The following is an 18,015-nucleotide window of genomic DNA, read 5'->3' on the forward strand; positions in this document are numbered from 1 at the left end:
TACAAAGAAACGCCAAAACCGACATTTGCCGGAATTGGCGTTTCTTATATTAGGGACTTATTTTACAGCCCCTTTTTTCGACATCCAGAATTAGCACTCACAACAAAAAAGGTGCTGTGCAACAGCCTTTTTTATTTAATATTCACTGTAATTTTTATCATTTTCAATTTGTGCAAGCAGTTCTTTTGTCTCTTTGACGCTATATCCTTTATGGATCATATAACGAAGTGCAATTACCAGCGCCGTTACATCTTTGTAATCCCACACAAATCTTCCCATAGTCACTCCACCAACTCCACAGTCCATCGCATCTCTGGTCATCTGCAGGTAATCATCCAGTGTTTTGCATGCATCTCCACCCTGTATTACTACTCTGAACGAGGATGGAACACAGGAAATTACTTTTGCCATGGATTCCGGATCACCTGTATATGTAGTTTTTACTATATCCATTCCCAGTTCACAGGCACTGCGCACACAGTATGCGATATTTTCCCATGAGGTTCTTTCATTTACCGGTACAGACTCACCCTTTGGATAAATATGTCCGATTAAAGGCATTCCTTTTTCCATACACTCCTCTGAAAAACGGCCGATCGTCTCAAACTGCTCTTCCTGAAAATTTCCCAGTGTCATTGCCCCAATAGAAACCGCATCAGCACCCATTCGGATTGCTTCATCTACACTTCCAAATATACCATCTTTTGTCGGTGCGACAGGTGAATAATTGGAGCATTTCATCAGAATAGATACTTCTCCTACATGATTCCACATACACCGCTCTGCAATTCCCTTTGTCATTGTCAGCGCATTGGGACGTCCTGCAATAATTTTATCAATAGTTTCCTGGATTGGCTGAATCCCCTTCATAGGTGCAATTCCTCTGGAGATTGCATGATCCACCGTGATTGCCATCATTTTATTGCTACTCGAATCCACAAGTCTGCTCATCCGAACAGCTTTTCCTAACATTGCCATAACTTTCGTCTCCTTTATTTGTCTTTTTGTTATACCATCGGGAATACAGTTGCTGCGATCAATGTAAGAATAAATGCCATTCCCGCCAATGTAATTGTATTAAACGTATAAGTTTTCAAACCGCCAGTTACACTTGCGCCTGAAAGGTTTGTTACTACCCAGAAACCAGAATCGTTCACATGTCCAATAAAGTTTCCTCCTGCCAGTGCTGCAGTTGCAATATATACCGGATGGCATTGTGCCGTTGCTGCCACTGATGCCATGATCGTCATAGAAGTAATTGATGCAACCGTACCGGATCCCTGTGCCACTCTGAACAATACGCCAATCAGGAATGTGATTCCAAGAATCACCAGAGTGGAGGACTGACCTTCGGACAGACCGGAAACCAGTACATCACCAATCTTTGTTGCCTGAATAACAGCTCCAAAAGAACCGCCTGCTCCAGTGATTAGAAGCACAACGCCTGCCTGTTTCAGGGAACCTGTCACAGATTCGCTGATGCCTGCCCAACCCATTTTCTTGATAAAAATTAAATATGCTGCAAGAAGTCCCAATAAAATAGCAACTGTTTTCTGTGCAATAAAGCTTACAAATGCCGGTGCTTCACTGCCAGTGACAACCGGCCAGAAAGATCCGGTTAAAATACACAGTACCGGAAGAAGAATCGGTACTAATGCAGTCCATGCTGCCGGGAGATCTGTTTTTACAGCAACTTCCTGATTCATATCCAGCAGACCGGTCTCATCTTTTTCCGGATTCCAAAAACCAGGTCTGTCCAACATTTTAAACCATACAAACATTGCAAAGATCGCCGCCAGTAAACCAATAATCGTTCCTGCAACAATAATGTAAGACAGATCAAAATTCAAGATACTTGCTGAGGCTAACGGATTCGGTGTAGGTGGAACAAATGTCTGTGAGCTAACACCTCCAATTGCAATTGCTCCTGCAAAATATGCCAGTGGTCTCTTTGTCTCTTTTGCCACTGCAATTCCAAGTGGAATCAGGATTACAAAAGTAACATCAAAGAATACCGGGATCGACAACAGAAATGCTGTGAGTCCCAATGCCCACGGTGCCTTTTTCCCTGGAAATGCTTTTAAGATAGATTTCGCAAGAGATTCTGCTGCTCCAGAATCTTCAAGGATCTGTCCCATCATAATACCAAAGCCAATGGGGAGACCGATTCCTGTCATCAGATTTCCAAAACCATTATTAATAGATTCTACAGTTCCCCCGAGTCCAAGCTGACACGAAATTCCCATATACAAACTTGCCAGGACCATAGAAATGACAGGACTCACCTTAAACTTCAGAACTAGAATAAGAATAATTGCTATCGAAATTGCCAGATTAAACGATAAAACCATTGCACTCATATTTCACTTCTCCTTTTTTGTACACAAAACCAGATATCAATGTATTTCATTGATACCATCCCCTTTATTTTAAAAATTGTACCCCTGGATAACCATTGCTTGACAAACCGCGAACCTAGAATTATCATAAATTTAAACGGTTTGATATTCGATGATTTAAGGGTTTGAGCACTCCATAGATTGATTTATATTCTTCAAATCTGTCACTGTATTGCCTGTACATATCCAGATTTGGAAAAAATGTATCTTTAGAGTGAACCATGCAAGCAGTTGCCTCTTCTATCGTTTTGTAATATGCCGTTCCTACTGCTGCAATGATGGCTGCTCCCAACGATGCAGCCTCATTTGTCTGCAGTGTGGTAATCTTTTTTCCGAAAACATCTGCTTTTATCTGTAACCATCGTGCAGTTTTTGCTCCACCTCCGATTAATCGTATCTCCTCCACTGGCTGTTCCGTACTTTCTTCAAGCGCAAGTAAATTAATCTTCATCTCATATGCAAGTGAATCCAATACCGCTCTTGAAATATCTTTTTTGGTATAATTTGCCTTTAATCCAATCACTGCACCCAGCGACTGCGGATCATTGTAAGGTGTGCCTGCGCCTTCTATATGTGGCAATATATACATATCCGATGGTTTATCAGAACACTGCTCGATAATCTCTGTATAAATATCTCTTCCTTCTTTTTCACAAATGCCAGCTTCACAAGAATAAAACGTTTTTTTATACCACTTGAAAAATAATCCACCATTTGTATTAATTGCCATTGTAATATAATTACTATCGGTAACATGTCGATAACAAGGCAAATTATTCTTCAGCATTTTCCTGTTTATTTCCAGCTTTGGCAACACTGTCAGCATCGCATCCACAGTTCCGCAGGCATCCATCAGCATTCCTGCCCGGCACACACCGCTTCCTACTGCACCACAAGCCTGATCATGTCCGCCTACGACTACCACGCAGTCTTCAGATAACTGGCACTCCCTGCATACCTCCTTTTTTACCTTTCCAAGAATTGTTGTTGAAGAAACCGGCGTAGAAAGTTTTTCTTTAGAAATTTCTGCCAGTTCCAGCACTTCTTCATTCCATATCAGCGTGTCCGGACTCAGCATCATACTTCTTCCAGCAACAGAGTAATCAATCAGCGGATTTTCCCCTGTCAGCAAATACCCTGCATAATCTGGTACACAGCAGAATTTCCATGCATCTTCATATACTTGCGGCAGATTTTCTTTATGCCACATAATTTTATTCAATGTATAGATCGTTGAAAATGCATTTCCTGTTTTTTGATACATCTCCCATTCATCAAAATTATCTTTCCAGAACCTGTACTGTTTCAGAGTTCTGTTATCCATGGTAACGATAATATTGTAGAGTGGCTGACCTTCTCTGGTAATAGGAACTACTGCCTGTGCCTGAGATGATATTGAGATTGCCTGAATATTTCCATTCATCTTTGCCGAGACTTCTCTCAAAACTTCTCTGATCTTATTCCAGTAATCCCGTGCATTCAACTCTGCCCATCCCGTGTGCGGAAATATCAGATCACATTCTCTTCTGGCAAAAGCCATTTGCTTTCCTTTTTCATCAAAAACTGCCGCTTTTACTCCTGATGTTCCTAAATCAAGTCCGCAAAACATACCATACCTCCTTTTCTTATAAAATTATTGTTTGCCCTCCCTTCAACATTTATATTTTTGTTTCATCCAGCGCTTTTCGCGTCTTCATAATATTTTCATAGGAAGCTTCATAATTTTTAAATGAAACACCAATGTATAACATATCTATAATTGACAGCTCGGCTATCCTCGAAGACAGTGCGTCGCTACTGAATGTCGTTTCTGTTGAAAATGTGTTGAGAACAATATCCGCCTCTTCCAAAATTGGCGATTTCGCATAGTTTGTAATCACAATTGTTTTTGCGCCTGCCTGATGTGCCAGATGCAGCGCTGTTAAAATATCTTTTGATGCCCCTGAATGCGAAATGGCAATCACCACATCATTGGCTGACAGAACAGATGCTGACATAGCCTGCAAATTGCTGTCTGTATATGCCAAAGCCAGATATCCGATCTTCAGGAATTTGTGCTGCCCATCCAATGCCACGCTTCCTGAACCACCGATTCCATAGAAAAGCAATGTTTTACAGTTCAAAATCAGATTTACAGCATCATTGATTGCATTTCTGTCTAACACTTCACTTGTGCTTTTCAATGCCTGAATATCTGAATCTATAATTTTATCTACAATCGTTTTTATCGTATCATCTTTCGCTAACTGACCATATATCTGCTGCTCTGGTGCAATCGCTTCCTGCGCGATACTAATCTTCATCGCCTGATATCCTTTATATCCTAGTTTCTGCGAATATCGTACCATTGCCGCTTCGCTGACTCCACATGCTTCCGACGCTTCAGCAACTGTCATATGAATGATCTCTTTAGGATTTTCTTCTATATACCTGCTTATTTTTTCATCATTCTTTTTCTTCAGTTCAGGAAACATTGACTGAACTCTTGTTTTATAGCTTGTTGTCTCTTTACTCATATATAATCTCCTCTGTGTTTCCTATTATATCTTATTTGTAATTTAATTTCAATATTTTTCTTTATTTTTGAAATTTTAATTCATTCTGTAATTTAATTTCAAAAAAACCACCAGTACTTCAAACTGATGGTTTTCAATATTCTATATTCTTCTATCAAATCATTTTCAGTCTTCACTTCATATGGCATATTTTTCCAACAATCGTCAGCACTCCCATGCTTCCAAACACCATCAGCGCTTTTTGCAGCGCTTCAGGCAGTCCCAGCACCATCGCTCCTGCCTGGATAAACATGTAGACAAACATATGAAGGCACAGGATCGGAAGCGTCTGCTGTCCAACCAGGCTGATCAGATGGGATACCTTGGGGAGTTTCACTTCCACCAGTGCACCCAGCATGAGGATCACGATGGATCCTGAGATTCCAACCAGCAGATATGCCAGCATGCTGACACCATAGTTACCGCAGGATAAGTTCACACTGCCGCATACAAAGCCCAGCAGCAGAAATACATTAAAAGAACCGATCCACAACCGCTTATCCTGATCCAGCTTCTGTGCTCCGTCTCTCTGTCGGAATGCTTCGCCTGCTGCAAAGAAGCAGGAAAAATAAGGAACTGCTTCCAGACTCCAGGGCAATAAGAGAGGTGTGACATAATGCCAGATCACTGATGCCATGAGTCCTGCCATCAGCAACTGATACTTTCGTCTGCTCTTACTGATCAGTCCATACCAGGCATAGACCAGAAAAAGAGCTGTCAGAAACCACAACGGAGAATTCAGAAGATTCAAGAGCACTGGATTCTCTCCTGTATAGCTGCTCTGCCACATCTGATTCCGTGAATAGAGGATTCCCAGAAGAGACTGTATCTTCAGATCTCCTGGATTGCCGCTCAGCACGGAATCCTTCAGATAAAAAAACAGCCATAGAAAAGCACTGGTTCCAAAATACGGGATCAGAAGACGCTTTGCTTTTTTCCAGAGAAAAGCGCCATAACTCTCCCCTTCTTTTCTACGAAAAGTATAGCCCGCCGCGAAGAAAAAGATGGGCATATAGAACATACCGCCATAATAGGTGAGGGCTCCCAGCGAGCAGCCTGCATGGACAGCCAGCACCACCAGGATTCCCATGGCTTTTCCAAAATCCAGCCATTCCAATCGTTTCTTTTGTTCTGCATTTCTACTCATCACCGAAAGCAACTCCTCTTTCTTTTTCACCCATCTTACGCAGCAGGATCTGCAACAGAACTTACTGCTTATCTAATAATGCTGTCAGCTTCCCACTCAAGGGCTCCACATACCGAACAGACAGTTCTGACAATCCCACGGTAATGACACTGATCAGTACCAGATTGATCAGACAAGTCAGATTATATCCAAGCAAAGGCTCCACAGTCAGCAAAAACCAGGATCCAAATGTGGCAATCACCAGAAAATGAATCAAGTACAGGGAATAGGAAATCCGTCCCATATACAAAAAAATCTTTTTTGATAAGAACCCCTGCACCGACTTCAGGTTTAACACTGCAAATACGAAGCAGAGCACGCCAAAGATATGATAATAATTCACGAATACGAAAGGAAGGATTCCCCACAGAGTTCCTTCGTAGCCAAAACCTGCAGACGGATAACACATAAAATAAAGTCCCACTGCAAGCATGAGCCAGTTTAAGATCCGGTTACCACACAGCCACTGCTTCCAGTTCCAGTCCGTGCACATAAAGTCACACAGCACATAACCAAGAAAAATACCAAGAAAATCTGTCCGCAACAATACAACCGCCACAATCGCATACACGATCCAACGGAAACGTCTGCCACCGGTCAGCGCCGCCAACGCATAGTCAATGTACGCTCCTAAAAACAGAATCTGCAGAGTCCACAGCACGCCATTATAATCATTCGTTCCAAACAGGAAACATCCGTACAAGGATTCTTTGAGCATGCTCAAAAATGATGGTGAAAAACTGTTAAATCCGGCAAACCATTCTTCTGAACCTGCCAGTACCGCTGCAGCCGTATTCTGATAGAGTCCAAACTTCATTGCCAGATAGATCAGAATATTGATCACCAGAACCGTCGGCATCAGACGAAGATATCTCTTTTTCGCACTTGCAGCCAGTCTCTTTTTATCTCCTGTTATCAGGAAACTTCTGCACAGCAGAAAACCGCTCAGGATCAGGAACAGTCGAACCGCTGTATTTCCATTAAAAAATACATTCAGAGGGGATTTTCCGATGACAATATCTATCTTTCCCGGCAGATGACAGCCCGCCGGGTCATAATGATACATTCCATAATAAAACGCATAGACGAAATGGGTCAGGAATACGGCCACACAGCCGATTCCTTTGAGCCCGTCTAAATATTCCAGTTTTTCCGTACGCACAGATCCACCACCTTCGCTTCCTTCAGAAGCTTCACACACAGATACATAAGTACCAGAAGCTGCAATACTGCAAATACCCACATAGGCATCATAGACTCGCCATTCACGCACTCCTGATAACCGGCAAACGTTACGATCTGCAGTGCAGCCGCAAGAAGAAATTCCTTCGGCTCCACCAGCACCAGAATCACTGCCAGCACACAGAACAGATAACCATAAGTCTGATCCATATAAGGCAGAAAATACCCGGCCGCCAACCCGAAGAACAGAAGCAGACGAAGAACGGGCAACATCTGAATCTCTGCCCCATTTTTTCTGGCAGATACATCTCCTGAAGTCTCATCCACTGTCTGGGTCAGTTTCCACTCTCCCTGGCAGAACACCCACACGCCAAGGAACAGAAGTCCCACTGCCACAAAACAGCCAACTGTTGCCACCGGATCAAAGAGCTGTCCCTGCATGGCTTCCCGGCCGACGATCTCATAGATGTTGGCCCAGTGAAAGGTCGTCAATGTATAACCGGCTCCGAACCAGGCATGAAAGCTATAGACAAATCTGGCTGTTCCCGTCAGAAGTAACACGAAAAGCTGTCCAAAAGGAAGTCCTTTGTATTTCCACAAAACCATTGCCACAAGAGCAAGGCCTATATATTTGACATTCCACAGCAACAGTGCACCTGCCAGGATCGTGAACATCCACGTGGTTCCACTTTCCAGATAAAACAATGCACAGATACATATAAGTGCACCGATACTGGCATTGCTTCCCATGATCGTCCCATCCATAACGATGGTCGGAAGGATCATCAGGATTCCATAGGCATAGAGTCCTCTTCTGACACGTCCGGTCATACGCTTCACCAGCACGCCTGCGCAGACTGCCAGATACCATTCTTCCATGAGCATCCGCATATCAGGCATCCCACTGTCCGGGAATGCGGTTCGAAGAGCGAATCCCACCCCTGTGATACATACAGCAAGAAGCGCTTCCATAAAATCAAATTTTACTTTCCCAACACAGAACTTCCGAAAGAGAAGTGTACGCAGGAAATCATCAAAACCTGTCATAATCCTGCCCTCCCTTCTGTCCGTTCACCCTCAATTCTGTCAGATTCCAAAGTTCCACCCTCCAGCACATTTGCCGGATCATGCAGATACCGGTAAACATCCAGACTGATCAGCACCAGCAGTGCCAGCTGGATAAATGCAAGTGCCCCATAAGACACCAGCGGTGCCTGCTTGGTCAGATACTGCCCATATCCCACCACAGTCAGGAAGGAGGCTGTCACAAACAGCGGGAATCTTCTGACACGGATCAAGGTATAGATCAGCAGAAATGCATCGGTCAGATACAGATACCGCTCATGCATATGCGGGATAAAATAGGTGGTCAGCATTCCGAAGAACACTACCAGCAGGATCACAAACTCCTTCGTTATCCGAACCTTTTGATAGGCCATATAGCACATGACCAGCATAAGTATTCCCAGGATCAGAAGCATGCCTGCCTTCACATACTCATCCAGGAAGAAATTATTTCCAATGATCTGGTAAATATTCGGGAATTTAATGGATAAAGACCAACGGTCTTTGCCTCCCTGGAACGCATAGATTCCCAACAGTTCCATAAAGGGTCTTCCTGCCAGCCATGCCGGAAAGATTCCAACCAGATACATGATCGGGATCGTCACAAAATGCTTCAGATCCACTTTCCGCCGTACCCAGAGGATCACCAGAAACGGGAAGATAAACAGGGTCTGAAGTTTCACCGCAAAAGCAGCTCCATAGAACCACATACCTGCCCATTTCTTATTTTTCATCAGACAGTTTACACATTCCAGGATCAACAATGTATAGATAATATCACACTGAGACCAGACTGCTGCATTGAGGATCACCGTCGGAAGAAACAAGAATACACCATATGCCAGCATCCCCCGCTTCTTGCTTCCGGTACAGTCTGTCACCATATTTCCTATCAGACCTGCTCCCACAAAATCAAGCATACAGCAAAAAGCTTTAAATGCCGTCATAGAATTGATGGGGAGAAGTGTGATCAGATACAGAAGATACATGACTGGAGGTGCATAATCATAGAAGTTCCCTGCCAGGGCTTTGAAGCCGCCAGCTCTTAACTCCTCAAGCCACAGGCTCCAATAGTCGGTCCAGTCCTGGGCCACAAAAGAACGGACGGCTGTGCGCACCCACACAGCCAGTACCGTAATTGCCGCCAGAAGCACTACGTCTGACACGTTCAGCTCCTGGCCGCCTAATTTCATTTTTTTATTTAGAAGGTTTCTCACAGACTGATCCATGTAAAATCTCCCTTATCTCAAAACTTTTTCAATGATATATCTCGGACGCTCTTTGGTCTCCAGATAAATCTTGCCAATATACTCTCCGATCACACCGATGGCCAGGAGCTGCAACCCTCCAATAGCCCAGATGGATACGATCAGGGATGTCCAGCCAATGCTTGTATTTCCAAGGAAATGCTGTACCAGGGAATAGATCAGCATCAGAATACTGCACATGAAGATCATAAAGCCCAGGAACACGATGAAACGGATCGGTTTGATGGACAGAGACGTAATACCATCCACTGCCAGTGCCAGCATCTTCTTCAGCGGATATTTGGACTCTCCTGCCAGACGCTCATGTCTCTCATAAGTAACCACATCGGTCTTAAAGCCGATCATTGGCACGATACCACGCAGGAACAGATTCACTTCCTTGTAGTTTGCCAGTTCATTCAGGGCACGCTTGCTCATGAGACGATAATCTGCATGATTGAATACCACTTCGCCGCCCATCAGATTGATGATCTTATAAAATCCTTCTGCGGTAAACCGTTTGAAGAAAGTATCGGTAGTTCTGGCACTGCGGACACCGTAGACAATGTCACAGCCCTCATAGTATTTCTCTACGAACTGATCGATCACATCAATATCATCCTGCAGGTCCGCATCCAGGGATATCACCATGTCTGCGTATTCCTTTGCAGTCATAAGTCCACCCAGCAATGCATTCTGATGTCCTCTGTTACGAGACAGCTTCACACCCTGATAGAGCGGATCCTGATCATGCAGCTCCTCGATCATCTCCCAGGTACGGTCTTTGGAACCATCATTGACAAACATGATCTTGCTGTCACGGGAAATCATATTCCGGTCCATCAGACTTTCCATTTTTTCCTTGAGACGTCTTGATGTCTCCGGAAGCACCTCCTGCTCGTTGTAGCAGGGAATGACAAGATACAAGATCTGATTCTTTTCTCTCTCCATAATCCTCTTCCTTACATTCCTTTGATGTACTCTTCAATTGCATCATGCCAGTCAGCAAATCTGTGTTCACCGGTCAGGCGGAACATCATGTTATCCAGAATGGAATATGCCGGACGGTTCGCAGATGCCGGATTATTTTTCACATACTCTTCCGTCGTAATATGATTTACTTTAGTTTTCTTTCCAGCCAGACGGAAGATCTCATCCGTAAAATCTGCCCAGTTGGTATCACCCTCGCAGGTACCATGGAAGATACCATAGTTCGCGGTTGGAAGCAGCCATGCCATAGCTCTTGCCAGTTCTGCAGCACTGGTCGGAGTTCCCAGCTGATCCTTTACAACGCTTACCTCGTCATGTGTCTCAGACAGCTTCAGCATCGTCTTTACAAAATTGTTGCCATCGCCGTAGAGCCATGCAGTACGGATGATGAAGAACTCTTTTGCAAACTGCTGAACAAATTTCTCACCGGCAAGCTTGGTCACACCATAAGCACTCTTCGGATCCGGAGTATCGAACTCGGTGTACGGTCTGGTTCCATTTCCATTAAATACATAATCTGTGGAAATGTGCATCATCTTGGCACCGGTCTCAGTTGCCGCAATACTTAAGTTGCGCGGTCCCAGTGCATTGATCTTCCATACGATATCTCCTGCGGTCTCACAGCCATTTACATTGGTAAATGCGGCACAGTTCAGGATCGCATACGGTTTTACCTCCCGCGCCATCTCCATTACTTTATCAATATCGGTGATATCCAGTTCAGCCACATCGGTATTTACCAGCTCATAATCTTCATTACCTGCCAGCTGCTTGTTGATTGCTCTTCCCAGCTGTCCGTTACATCCTGTGATGATCAGTTTCTTCTTCATGTTTTGCTTTCTCCTTTTTCAACTCTTGTTCCAGGTCCTGTAATCTCTTCTCATTGAGTGCCACCATCTGATCCAGGGTACGCACACTGTTGGACAGGCGGGACAATGCCACCGTCAGTGAAAAGATAATGAGCAGGGAAAAACAGAATCCCAGGAAAAATATCATATTTACCGGTGCGTAGATTCCAAGGAATCCAGACACCACATTTAACAAAGCCGGGGCGCAGTCAAATACAAACAATGCTGTCAGAACCAGCATCCAGACCAACGCATATTTCAGTTCCAGACTTCTGCGGCGGATCATATTGATCAGGATCGCCAATATAAATAAAATAGCCAGACCGACCACGATCTGCAGTTTTACTGTCATCATGGCAATTACCTCCTAAGTCTTTCCATCAGAATTGCCAGCGTCACCTTGATCATATAATAAGCTGACTTAAATCCCGCGATAGAAGAGCTGCCCTCTTCCCTTTCTCTCATAACTACCGGAAGCTCCGTGACTTTCTTGCCCATTCTGAGGATCGCCATCACACTCTCCGGCTCCGGATAATCCTTCGGATAATTCTGTGCGTAGATCTCCATAACCTGACGGTTCACCATACGCATACCGGAAGTGGGATCTGTCACCAGCTTTCCTGTCATCAGTTTGATCAGAACTGAGAAATAGCGGATTCCCACACGGCGCAGTCCCGATGACTGAAATCCTTCCTTTTCAATAAAACGGGAACCAATGACCATATCACTGCCTGTCCGCTCCAGTTCCTCTGCCATCTGCTCCAGATAAGACGCATCGTGCTGTCCGTCTCCATCGAACTGAACCGCCAGATCATAGCCGTTCTGGCATCCATACAGATAGCCTGTCTGCACAGCACCACCGATTCCCAGGTTAACAGACAGATTTACATGTTTGATTCCATTTTTCCGACATACTTCCAATGTATCATCGGTGGAACAATCGTTGATTACTATATAATCAAATCCCGGCGCATTCTGCCGGATATCGTCAACTGCCCGCTCAATACTTGCACTTTCATTAAAAGCGGGAATAATGACCAGTTTTTTCATAAAAACAGTTCTCCTGATATCATGCTTCTTTTAAGCATACCACATTTTGACTTGTTTGTCACTCTCCGCGGGCGGTCACAAACTGAGACAGCACCCGGAATACTCTGCAAAGATCCGTAAACCATGCAAAATGCACACCATTTTCCTTCAATGCCCGGTGTCCTTCCAACATGGATTCCACATAGGCTCCCAGACTGTTGGTGCTGGTTCCGCCATGGGACATGTACACCAGCACTTCCGGAATGTAAGATAATTTTACTTTATCTTTGTATAAAATTCGTACCATAAATTCATAATCCCCGGAAATCCGATAATCGGTCCGGTAATATCCGTACAAATCATAGACTTCTTTTCTAAGATACAGAGTCGGGTGTCCCGGCATCCAGCCGCTCCGGATATGTCCCTGCCCCTGGTGCCACTTTCGCACTACCCGGTCACCATCCATATAGCACAGGTCCCCGTGCACACCGTCTGTTCCTTCCAGCTCCATGATCTCCACCATGCGCGCCAGCACAGTCTCATCTGCAAAATGATCAAAGCAGGTGCCGATAATATCACCGGTACACAGCTTCAACCCCTTATTGATGGCATCATAGATGCCATCGTCCGGTTCTGAGATCCAGCGGAAAGCTCCTGGCTGTTCCTCTGATAATCGGGTCAGCATCTCCACGGTTCCATCCGTGGAACCGCCGTCCACGATAATATGCTCAATATTTTTATACGTCTGTTTCCGCACTTCTTCCATAATGCGGCAAAGATTGTCCATGTCGTTGTATGTGGTCGTCACCACCGACACTTTTGGCATTGTACTCATCTATTCCCCCTGACCGGTCAGTCTGTGATACAGTTTCACATAGTCCATAAACCGATCCTGTTTCTTATAATATGCTGCTCTTTGTAAGCAGTCTTCTGTAGTCCCTGGACAGGCTGCCTCTTCTCTGATCGCCTGCTCCAGTGCCGCTTCATCGCCCTTTGGCACGACCCGTCCACACTTCTCATCAAGACTCTCCGGACTTCCTCCAGTCTCATAGGTGATCACCGGTGTTCCGCAGGACAATGCCTCCAGATTGGTGGTCGGAAAATTATCCTCCAGAGTAGCATTCACAAATACATCCGCCATGGAATAATAGTCTGCAAGCTCCTGTGCACTCTCCGTACGCTCCAGCCCCATCACATTGGATGGCAGATTCTTCAATTGCTTTTTACTGAGTCCAATCAGGATGATCTGCATGGATGCCGGCAGCTTTTCTGCCAGTTTTAAAAATGCAGGCAGTCCTTTTCTGCGCTCCCACACATTGGCAACACCCAGGATCACATACTTGCCTTCCAGTCCAAGCTTCTGCCTCAGGGCAGTTCCGTCCGTCGGATGAAATACACTCTGATCAATACCGTTCGGAATCACTACCACCGGATAGTCCTTGAGGAACGACTGCTCCACCTGACCTTTCAGCCACTGGGAAGGTGTGACAATGGTCAGATTCTTCACGCCGGTAAATGCAGCCTTCTTTCGCACATAATTCTGCTCCGTATGATTGCAGAACAGCGCATATGGGTAGGTCTTCCGATATTCCCGACAATGTTTACAGCCTGTCTTCCACTGGTCGCAGCCTGTATAATCATAAAATGCACAGTGTCCCGTATAGGGCCAGCAATCGTGCAAGGTCCACACCACTGGCTTACCTGCCTGCTTCAGATAAGAAAACAATTCTTCCACCTGCAAAATAAATCCATGTATATTGTGAAGATGGATCACATCTGGATCCCATTCTCTGATCTTCTCAATGAGCTTTCTGGTCTGCCCTGTGGATGCAAAGCCATGCTCTCCGCGGAAAAAGGTAGACAATACATGAAATCCCATATCAAGATCCGATCCAAACCGGAATGCCTCCACGCCTTCTGGTGCCTGTCGTCTTCCATAGGCGATCAGCCCTTCATCACCGCAGCTTTTCAGTGTATGGTAAATATCCACCGTGATACGTCCCACGCTTCCGCTTCCGCACACTGTACTGATCTGCAATACCTTCATGTTCTCTCCTTTGCCGCATTGCCCGCTTTTCAAATCTATGCTATACTTTTTCATAAGTATAGTATAAGCGAGGTAATTCAATGATAATCATACAACCTTCCGGCGGTTTATGCAATAGAATGCGGGTGATTAATTCCGGCTGGAGGCTGGCACGCGAACGCCATGACCAGCTCAAAGTCCTCTGGAATTGTAACGCAGAGCTTAACTGTCCGTTTGAATCTCTGTTTCAGCCTGTGAAAGAGTTTAAGATCACCAGCATCCACTCCGTGGCAGATCCGCGGAAACTGTTTCACCAGAAGACGGCCCGCCACTATCTGACCAACGATGAGATCCTGGCACACCGCAATGCAGATGGTATCCTGGATCCAGCCTATGTGGCTACACTCACAGGCAAGACCTATATCTTCACCTGGGAGTGGTTCTATCCATCCGAAGACTATCATCTGTTTGTCCCCACAGACCGGCTGCAGGCGCGGATCGATGCCATGACTGCAAAGTTTGGATCTTCCTGTGTGGGTGTCCACATCCGCCGTACGGACAATCAGCCAGCCATTGGAAAAAGCTCTACGGATGCCTTTATCACTTCTATGAAGAAAGAATTGGAAGCGGACCCTGACACCATGTTCTATCTTGCCACTGATGACAAGCAGGAAGAAGCTGCTCTGCGAGAAGTATTTCCGGATCGTATCCTCTCTAACGAAGACCGGTGTCTGCGTCGAGACAGTGTAGACGGCATGCATGATGCTTTACTGGATCTTTACTGTCTGGCTTCCACCAGAAAGATCATCGGAAGTTATTTCAGTTCATTCACGGATATTGCTGCAGATATGCATAAGATTCCAAAAGTGATTGCAGGAGAATAATCCTAAGCGGTACGCCGCCGGGCGCACGCATAACATAAAAAAGACATTGACCAGACGGCCAATGTCTTTTTTGTCATATGTAAGATAATCCTTACTGAGCAGTAGTCTCCTCAGCCTCGGTATCCTCGGTAGCAGTCTCGTCTGCAGCAGCCTCGGTATTCTCCTCAGCAGTTGCATCCTCTTCAGTTGCTTCCTCAGCAGTTGCGTCTTCCTCGGTAGCTTCCTCTGCGGTAGCATCCTCTTCAGTTGCTTCCTCAGTTGCCTCAGCGTCAGTAGCCTCCTCGGTTACTTCCTCAGTTGCCTCGGTAGTAGTCTCAGCTGCAGCATCTTTAGAACCGCAACCAGTCATAGCGAATGCAGTCAGCATTCCAACACAACATAATACAAGCCATTTGTTTTTCATAATAATCTTCCTCCTCGTTGGCTTCTTTTTTTGGTACGAGAAAAAGAATACAACGAATTTGTGTCCATTCTGTGAACAAATTATTAAGAAAATATTATAAAAAACCTAAGAATTAAAACTCAAAGACTGCAGTTCCGTATGCTGACAGCGGATATTCTACGTAATATTTCTGATTATCACAGCTTCCTTTCTTTGCATCGTACACTTTTGCACGCTTGCGTCCGCTGCCGCCATATTCCTCTGCATCAGAGTCCAGAACCAGCTCATATTTCTTCTTTTTCGGCACACCCACCCGGTAATCCGGTCTCTCCATAGGTGTAAAGTTCATGACAAACAACAGGTTCTTTCGCTTGGTCTTACTGTAACGGACAAAGCTGAAGATGCTTCGATAACTGTCATCCGCATTGATCCACTGGAAACCATCCCAACTGTCATCCAGCTCATAGAGACAGCGATATTTTTTATATAGCTGAAGCAGTGCCCGTACATAATTCTGCATATGCAGATGCCTGTCCTCTTTTAACAGGAACCAGTCCAACTCTCTCGCCTCACTCCACTCCTGGAGTTGCGCAAACTCATTTCCCATGAACAAAAGCTTCTTGCCCGGATGACCGAACATAAAAGTATAGCCTGCCTTCAGATTTGCAAATTTATCATCCAGATAACCTGGCATCTTATTCAGCATGGAGCATTTCAGATGCACTACCTCATCATGGGACAACACCAGAATATAATTCTCACTGTAAGCGTAGCTCATGGCGAAAGTCATCTTGTTATGGTTATCTTTTCGGAAATATGGATCCAGCTTCATATACTCCAGGAAATCATTCATCCAGCCCATATTCCACTTAAAAGTAAAGCCCAGTCCGCCATCATCCACGTCTTTGGTCACACCCGGCCATGCGGTAGACTCCTCCGCAATGATCATGGAGCCGTCTCCCCGGCCATGAATGATGGAATTCAGGTGTTTGAAGAACCAGACAGCATCCAGGTTTTCATTTCCGCCATACTTGTTCGGAAGCCACTGTCCGTCCTGCTTTCCATAGTCAAGATACAACATGGAAGCAACCGCATCTACACGCAGCCCATCAACATGATACTCTCCCAGCCAGAACAGGGCGTTAGCAATGAGAAAATTTCTCACCTCTGATTTTTCATAGTTAAAGATCTTGGTTCCCCAGTCCGGATGCTCACCTCTTCTGCTGTCCGGATGCTCATACAGTGCTTCCCCGTCAAAGTTGGCAAGTCCATGGGCATCACGTGGAAAATGAGCCGGTACCCAGTCCAGGATCACGCCAATATTATGCTTATGAAAATAGTCGATCATGTACTGAAAATCTTCCGGCGTTCCATAACGGGAGGTCGGTGCAAAATAGCCTGTCACCTGATAACCCCAGGATCCGTCAAATGGATGCTCTGCGATTCCCATCAATTCGATGTGGGTGTATCCCATTTTCTTAATATATTCTGTCAGCTCTGCTGCCAGTTCCCGATAATTATAGAATCCATCCTCGTCCTCCTCATGAGGATGGCGCTTCCAGGAACCTGGATGAACCTCATAAATAGACATGGGAGATTCTGCTGCATTCCAGCCCGCACGCTTTGTCATCCAGCGGTCATCATGCCAGGTAAATCCACTGATATCCGCCACACGTGAAGCCGTTCCCGGACGCTTTTCCGCATAAAAAGCAAATGGATCCGCCTTGTAAAGATAATCCCCTTTTTCCGTCTCGATCAGATATTTATACATACAGCCTTCTTCCAGACCAGGTACAAATACCTCATAGATTCCCAGCGGTTCCAGTCGGTTCATCCGATATCCGTCACTGCCCCAGCAGTTAAATTCGCCAACCACCCGCACGCCTTTTGCATGAGGTGCCCAGACTGCAAAATACACACCCTTTTCACCTTCATACTCAGTCAGATGTGCACCCAGCTTTTTATAGATCTCATAATGGGTTCCCTGTCCAAACAGATACTGATCCATCTCTGTGATCATACACCAGGGTCTTTCTTCTTTTTTTTCCATATGCCTTCCCCTTTTACCGGAAACCGCAAATTAGTCCGGTTTTCTGTAATGATAGTGCTATTTTATCACATTCTGCTGTATATTCCCATAGCATTTCAAAAATTTCTAGTTATTTTCACCAAGTTCATTTTGTTCACACCTGAATTTTTCTCTTTTTCAAAAAAAACGACAG

General features: G+C 45.1%; 17 protein-coding genes. 1 reads left to right on the forward strand and 16 read right to left on the reverse strand.

Annotation, left to right across the window (positions count from 1 at the left end; genetic code table 11):
- Positions 1–135 precede the first annotated feature (135 nt).
- From WMO62_RS12915 to WMO62_RS12980, 14 genes are all read right to left on the reverse strand, one after another.
- Positions 136–978 carry a class I fructose-bisphosphate aldolase gene (locus WMO62_RS12915; protein ID WP_349144891.1) on the reverse strand — a complete coding sequence of 281 codons (843 nt, stop codon included), beginning with the start codon at positions 976–978 and terminating at the stop codon, positions 136–138.
- Positions 979–1,007: 29 nt separating this feature from the next.
- A complete protein-coding gene (locus tag WMO62_RS12920; protein WP_349144892.1) occupies positions 1,008–2,360 on the reverse strand; it encodes a GntP family permease in 1,353 nt (450 codons plus the stop codon).
- A gap of 124 nt (positions 2,361–2,484) precedes the next feature.
- Positions 2,485–4,008 (reverse strand): FGGY-family carbohydrate kinase, encoded by a 1,524-nt coding sequence (locus WMO62_RS12925; RefSeq protein WP_349144893.1) that lies wholly within the window; start codon positions 4,006–4,008, stop codon positions 2,485–2,487.
- Between the two features lie 49 nt (positions 4,009–4,057).
- Complete coding sequence (locus WMO62_RS12930; RefSeq protein ID WP_349144894.1) at positions 4,058–4,915, reverse strand: MurR/RpiR family transcriptional regulator; 858 nt, start codon at positions 4,913–4,915, stop codon at positions 4,058–4,060.
- A 172-nt stretch (positions 4,916–5,087) separates the two neighbouring features.
- Positions 5,088–6,101 carry an acyltransferase family protein gene (locus tag WMO62_RS12935; protein ID WP_349144895.1) on the reverse strand — a complete coding sequence of 338 codons (1,014 nt, stop codon included), beginning with the start codon at positions 6,099–6,101 and terminating at the stop codon, positions 5,088–5,090.
- 61 nt (positions 6,102–6,162) lie between these two features.
- Positions 6,163–7,383 carry an acyltransferase family protein gene (locus WMO62_RS12940; protein WP_349144914.1) on the reverse strand — a complete coding sequence of 407 codons (1,221 nt, stop codon included), beginning with the start codon at positions 7,381–7,383 and terminating at the stop codon, positions 6,163–6,165.
- On the reverse strand, positions 7,275–8,369 hold the full coding sequence (locus WMO62_RS12945; protein WP_349144896.1) for a hypothetical protein: 1,095 nt from the start codon (positions 8,367–8,369) through the stop codon (positions 7,275–7,277). Before WMO62_RS12945 ends, WMO62_RS12940 begins: the two co-directional genes overlap by 109 nt.
- Complete coding sequence (locus tag WMO62_RS12950) at positions 8,366–9,553, reverse strand: putative hexosyltransferase (RefSeq protein WP_349144897.1); 1,188 nt, start codon at positions 9,551–9,553, stop codon at positions 8,366–8,368. Before WMO62_RS12950 ends, WMO62_RS12945 begins: the two co-directional genes overlap by 4 nt.
- 75 nt (positions 9,554–9,628) lie before the next feature.
- Complete coding sequence (locus WMO62_RS12955) at positions 9,629–10,585, reverse strand: glycosyltransferase family 2 protein (RefSeq protein ID WP_117500062.1); 957 nt, start codon at positions 10,583–10,585, stop codon at positions 9,629–9,631.
- A gap of 11 nt (positions 10,586–10,596) precedes the next feature.
- Positions 10,597–11,454: a dTDP-4-dehydrorhamnose reductase gene (rfbD, locus tag WMO62_RS12960; RefSeq protein WP_117500061.1), complete on the reverse strand. Its 858-nt coding sequence runs from the start codon at positions 11,452–11,454 to the stop codon at positions 10,597–10,599.
- Positions 11,423–11,827: a DUF2304 domain-containing protein gene (locus WMO62_RS12965; RefSeq protein WP_349144898.1), complete on the reverse strand. Its 405-nt coding sequence runs from the start codon at positions 11,825–11,827 to the stop codon at positions 11,423–11,425. The genes rfbD and WMO62_RS12965 overlap by 32 nt, the downstream gene beginning before the upstream one ends.
- Positions 11,828–11,832: 5 nt before the next feature.
- A complete protein-coding gene (locus tag WMO62_RS12970) occupies positions 11,833–12,522 on the reverse strand; it encodes a glycosyltransferase family 2 protein (protein WP_117500060.1) in 690 nt (229 codons plus the stop codon).
- A gap of 58 nt (positions 12,523–12,580) precedes the next feature.
- Positions 12,581–13,336 (reverse strand): glycosyltransferase family 2 protein, encoded by a 756-nt coding sequence (locus WMO62_RS12975; RefSeq protein WP_349144899.1) that lies wholly within the window; start codon positions 13,334–13,336, stop codon positions 12,581–12,583.
- A complete protein-coding gene (locus tag WMO62_RS12980; RefSeq protein ID WP_349144900.1) occupies positions 13,337–14,548 on the reverse strand; it encodes a glycosyltransferase in 1,212 nt (403 codons plus the stop codon). It lies immediately after the preceding gene.
- An 80-nt stretch (positions 14,549–14,628) separates the two neighbouring features.
- Between WMO62_RS12980 and WMO62_RS12985 the strand changes: the two genes are divergently transcribed.
- The gene (locus WMO62_RS12985) at positions 14,629–15,411 is read left to right on the forward strand and encodes an O-fucosyltransferase family protein (RefSeq protein ID WP_349144901.1); all 783 of its coding nucleotides are present in this window, start codon (positions 14,629–14,631) and stop codon (positions 15,409–15,411) included.
- A 91-nt stretch (positions 15,412–15,502) separates the two neighbouring features.
- Here the strand turns inward: WMO62_RS12985 and WMO62_RS12990 are convergent, their stop codons facing one another.
- Together WMO62_RS12990 and glgB are read right to left on the reverse strand one after the other, a co-directional pair.
- Positions 15,503–15,814: a hypothetical protein gene (locus WMO62_RS12990; RefSeq protein ID WP_349144902.1), complete on the reverse strand. Its 312-nt coding sequence runs from the start codon at positions 15,812–15,814 to the stop codon at positions 15,503–15,505.
- A 112-nt stretch (positions 15,815–15,926) separates the two neighbouring features.
- On the reverse strand, positions 15,927–17,843 hold the full coding sequence (gene glgB / locus WMO62_RS12995) for a 1,4-alpha-glucan branching protein GlgB (RefSeq protein WP_147600985.1): 1,917 nt from the start codon (positions 17,841–17,843) through the stop codon (positions 15,927–15,929).
- Positions 17,844–18,015 lie beyond the last annotated feature (172 nt).

The sequence above is a fragment of the Hominiventricola aquisgranensis genome (assembly GCF_040096225.1).
Lineage (GTDB): Bacteria > Bacillota > Clostridia > Lachnospirales > Lachnospiraceae > Hominiventricola > Hominiventricola aquisgranensis.

Coding starts and splice junctions, on each gene's coding strand:
- WMO62_RS12915 (WP_349144891.1), bottom strand. CDS start 978: ATGGCAATGTTAGGAAAAGCTGTTCGGATGAGCAGACTTGTGGATTCG.
- WMO62_RS12920 (WP_349144892.1), bottom strand. CDS start 2,360: ATGAGTGCAATGGTTTTATCGTTTAATCTGGCAATTTCGATAGCAATT.
- WMO62_RS12925 (WP_349144893.1), bottom strand. CDS start 4,008: ATGTTTTGCGGACTTGATTTAGGAACATCAGGAGTAAAAGCGGCAGTT.
- WMO62_RS12930 (WP_349144894.1), bottom strand. CDS start 4,915: ATGAGTAAAGAGACAACAAGCTATAAAACAAGAGTTCAGTCAATGTTT.
- WMO62_RS12935 (WP_349144895.1), bottom strand. CDS start 6,101: ATGAGTAGAAATGCAGAACAAAAGAAACGATTGGAATGGCTGGATTTT.
- WMO62_RS12945 (WP_349144896.1), bottom strand. CDS start 8,369: ATGACAGGTTTTGATGATTTCCTGCGTACACTTCTCTTTCGGAAGTTC.
- WMO62_RS12955 (WP_117500062.1), bottom strand. CDS start 10,585: ATGGAGAGAGAAAAGAATCAGATCTTGTATCTTGTCATTCCCTGCTAC.
- rfbD (WP_117500061.1), bottom strand. CDS start 11,454: ATGAAGAAGAAACTGATCATCACAGGATGTAACGGACAGCTGGGAAGA.
- WMO62_RS12965 (WP_349144898.1), bottom strand. CDS start 11,827: ATGATGACAGTAAAACTGCAGATCGTGGTCGGTCTGGCTATTTTATTT.
- WMO62_RS12970 (WP_117500060.1), bottom strand. CDS start 12,522: ATGAAAAAACTGGTCATTATTCCCGCTTTTAATGAAAGTGCAAGTATT.
- WMO62_RS12975 (WP_349144899.1), bottom strand. CDS start 13,336: ATGAGTACAATGCCAAAAGTGTCGGTGGTGACGACCACATACAACGAC.
- WMO62_RS12980 (WP_349144900.1), bottom strand. CDS start 14,548: ATGAAGGTATTGCAGATCAGTACAGTGTGCGGAAGCGGAAGCGTGGGA.
- WMO62_RS12985 (WP_349144901.1), top strand. CDS start 14,629: ATGATAATCATACAACCTTCCGGCGGTTTATGCAATAGAATGCGGGTG.
- WMO62_RS12990 (WP_349144902.1), bottom strand. CDS start 15,814: ATGAAAAACAAATGGCTTGTATTATGTTGTGTTGGAATGCTGACTGCA.
- glgB (WP_147600985.1), bottom strand. CDS start 17,843: ATGGAAAAAAAAGAAGAAAGACCCTGGTGTATGATCACAGAGATGGAT.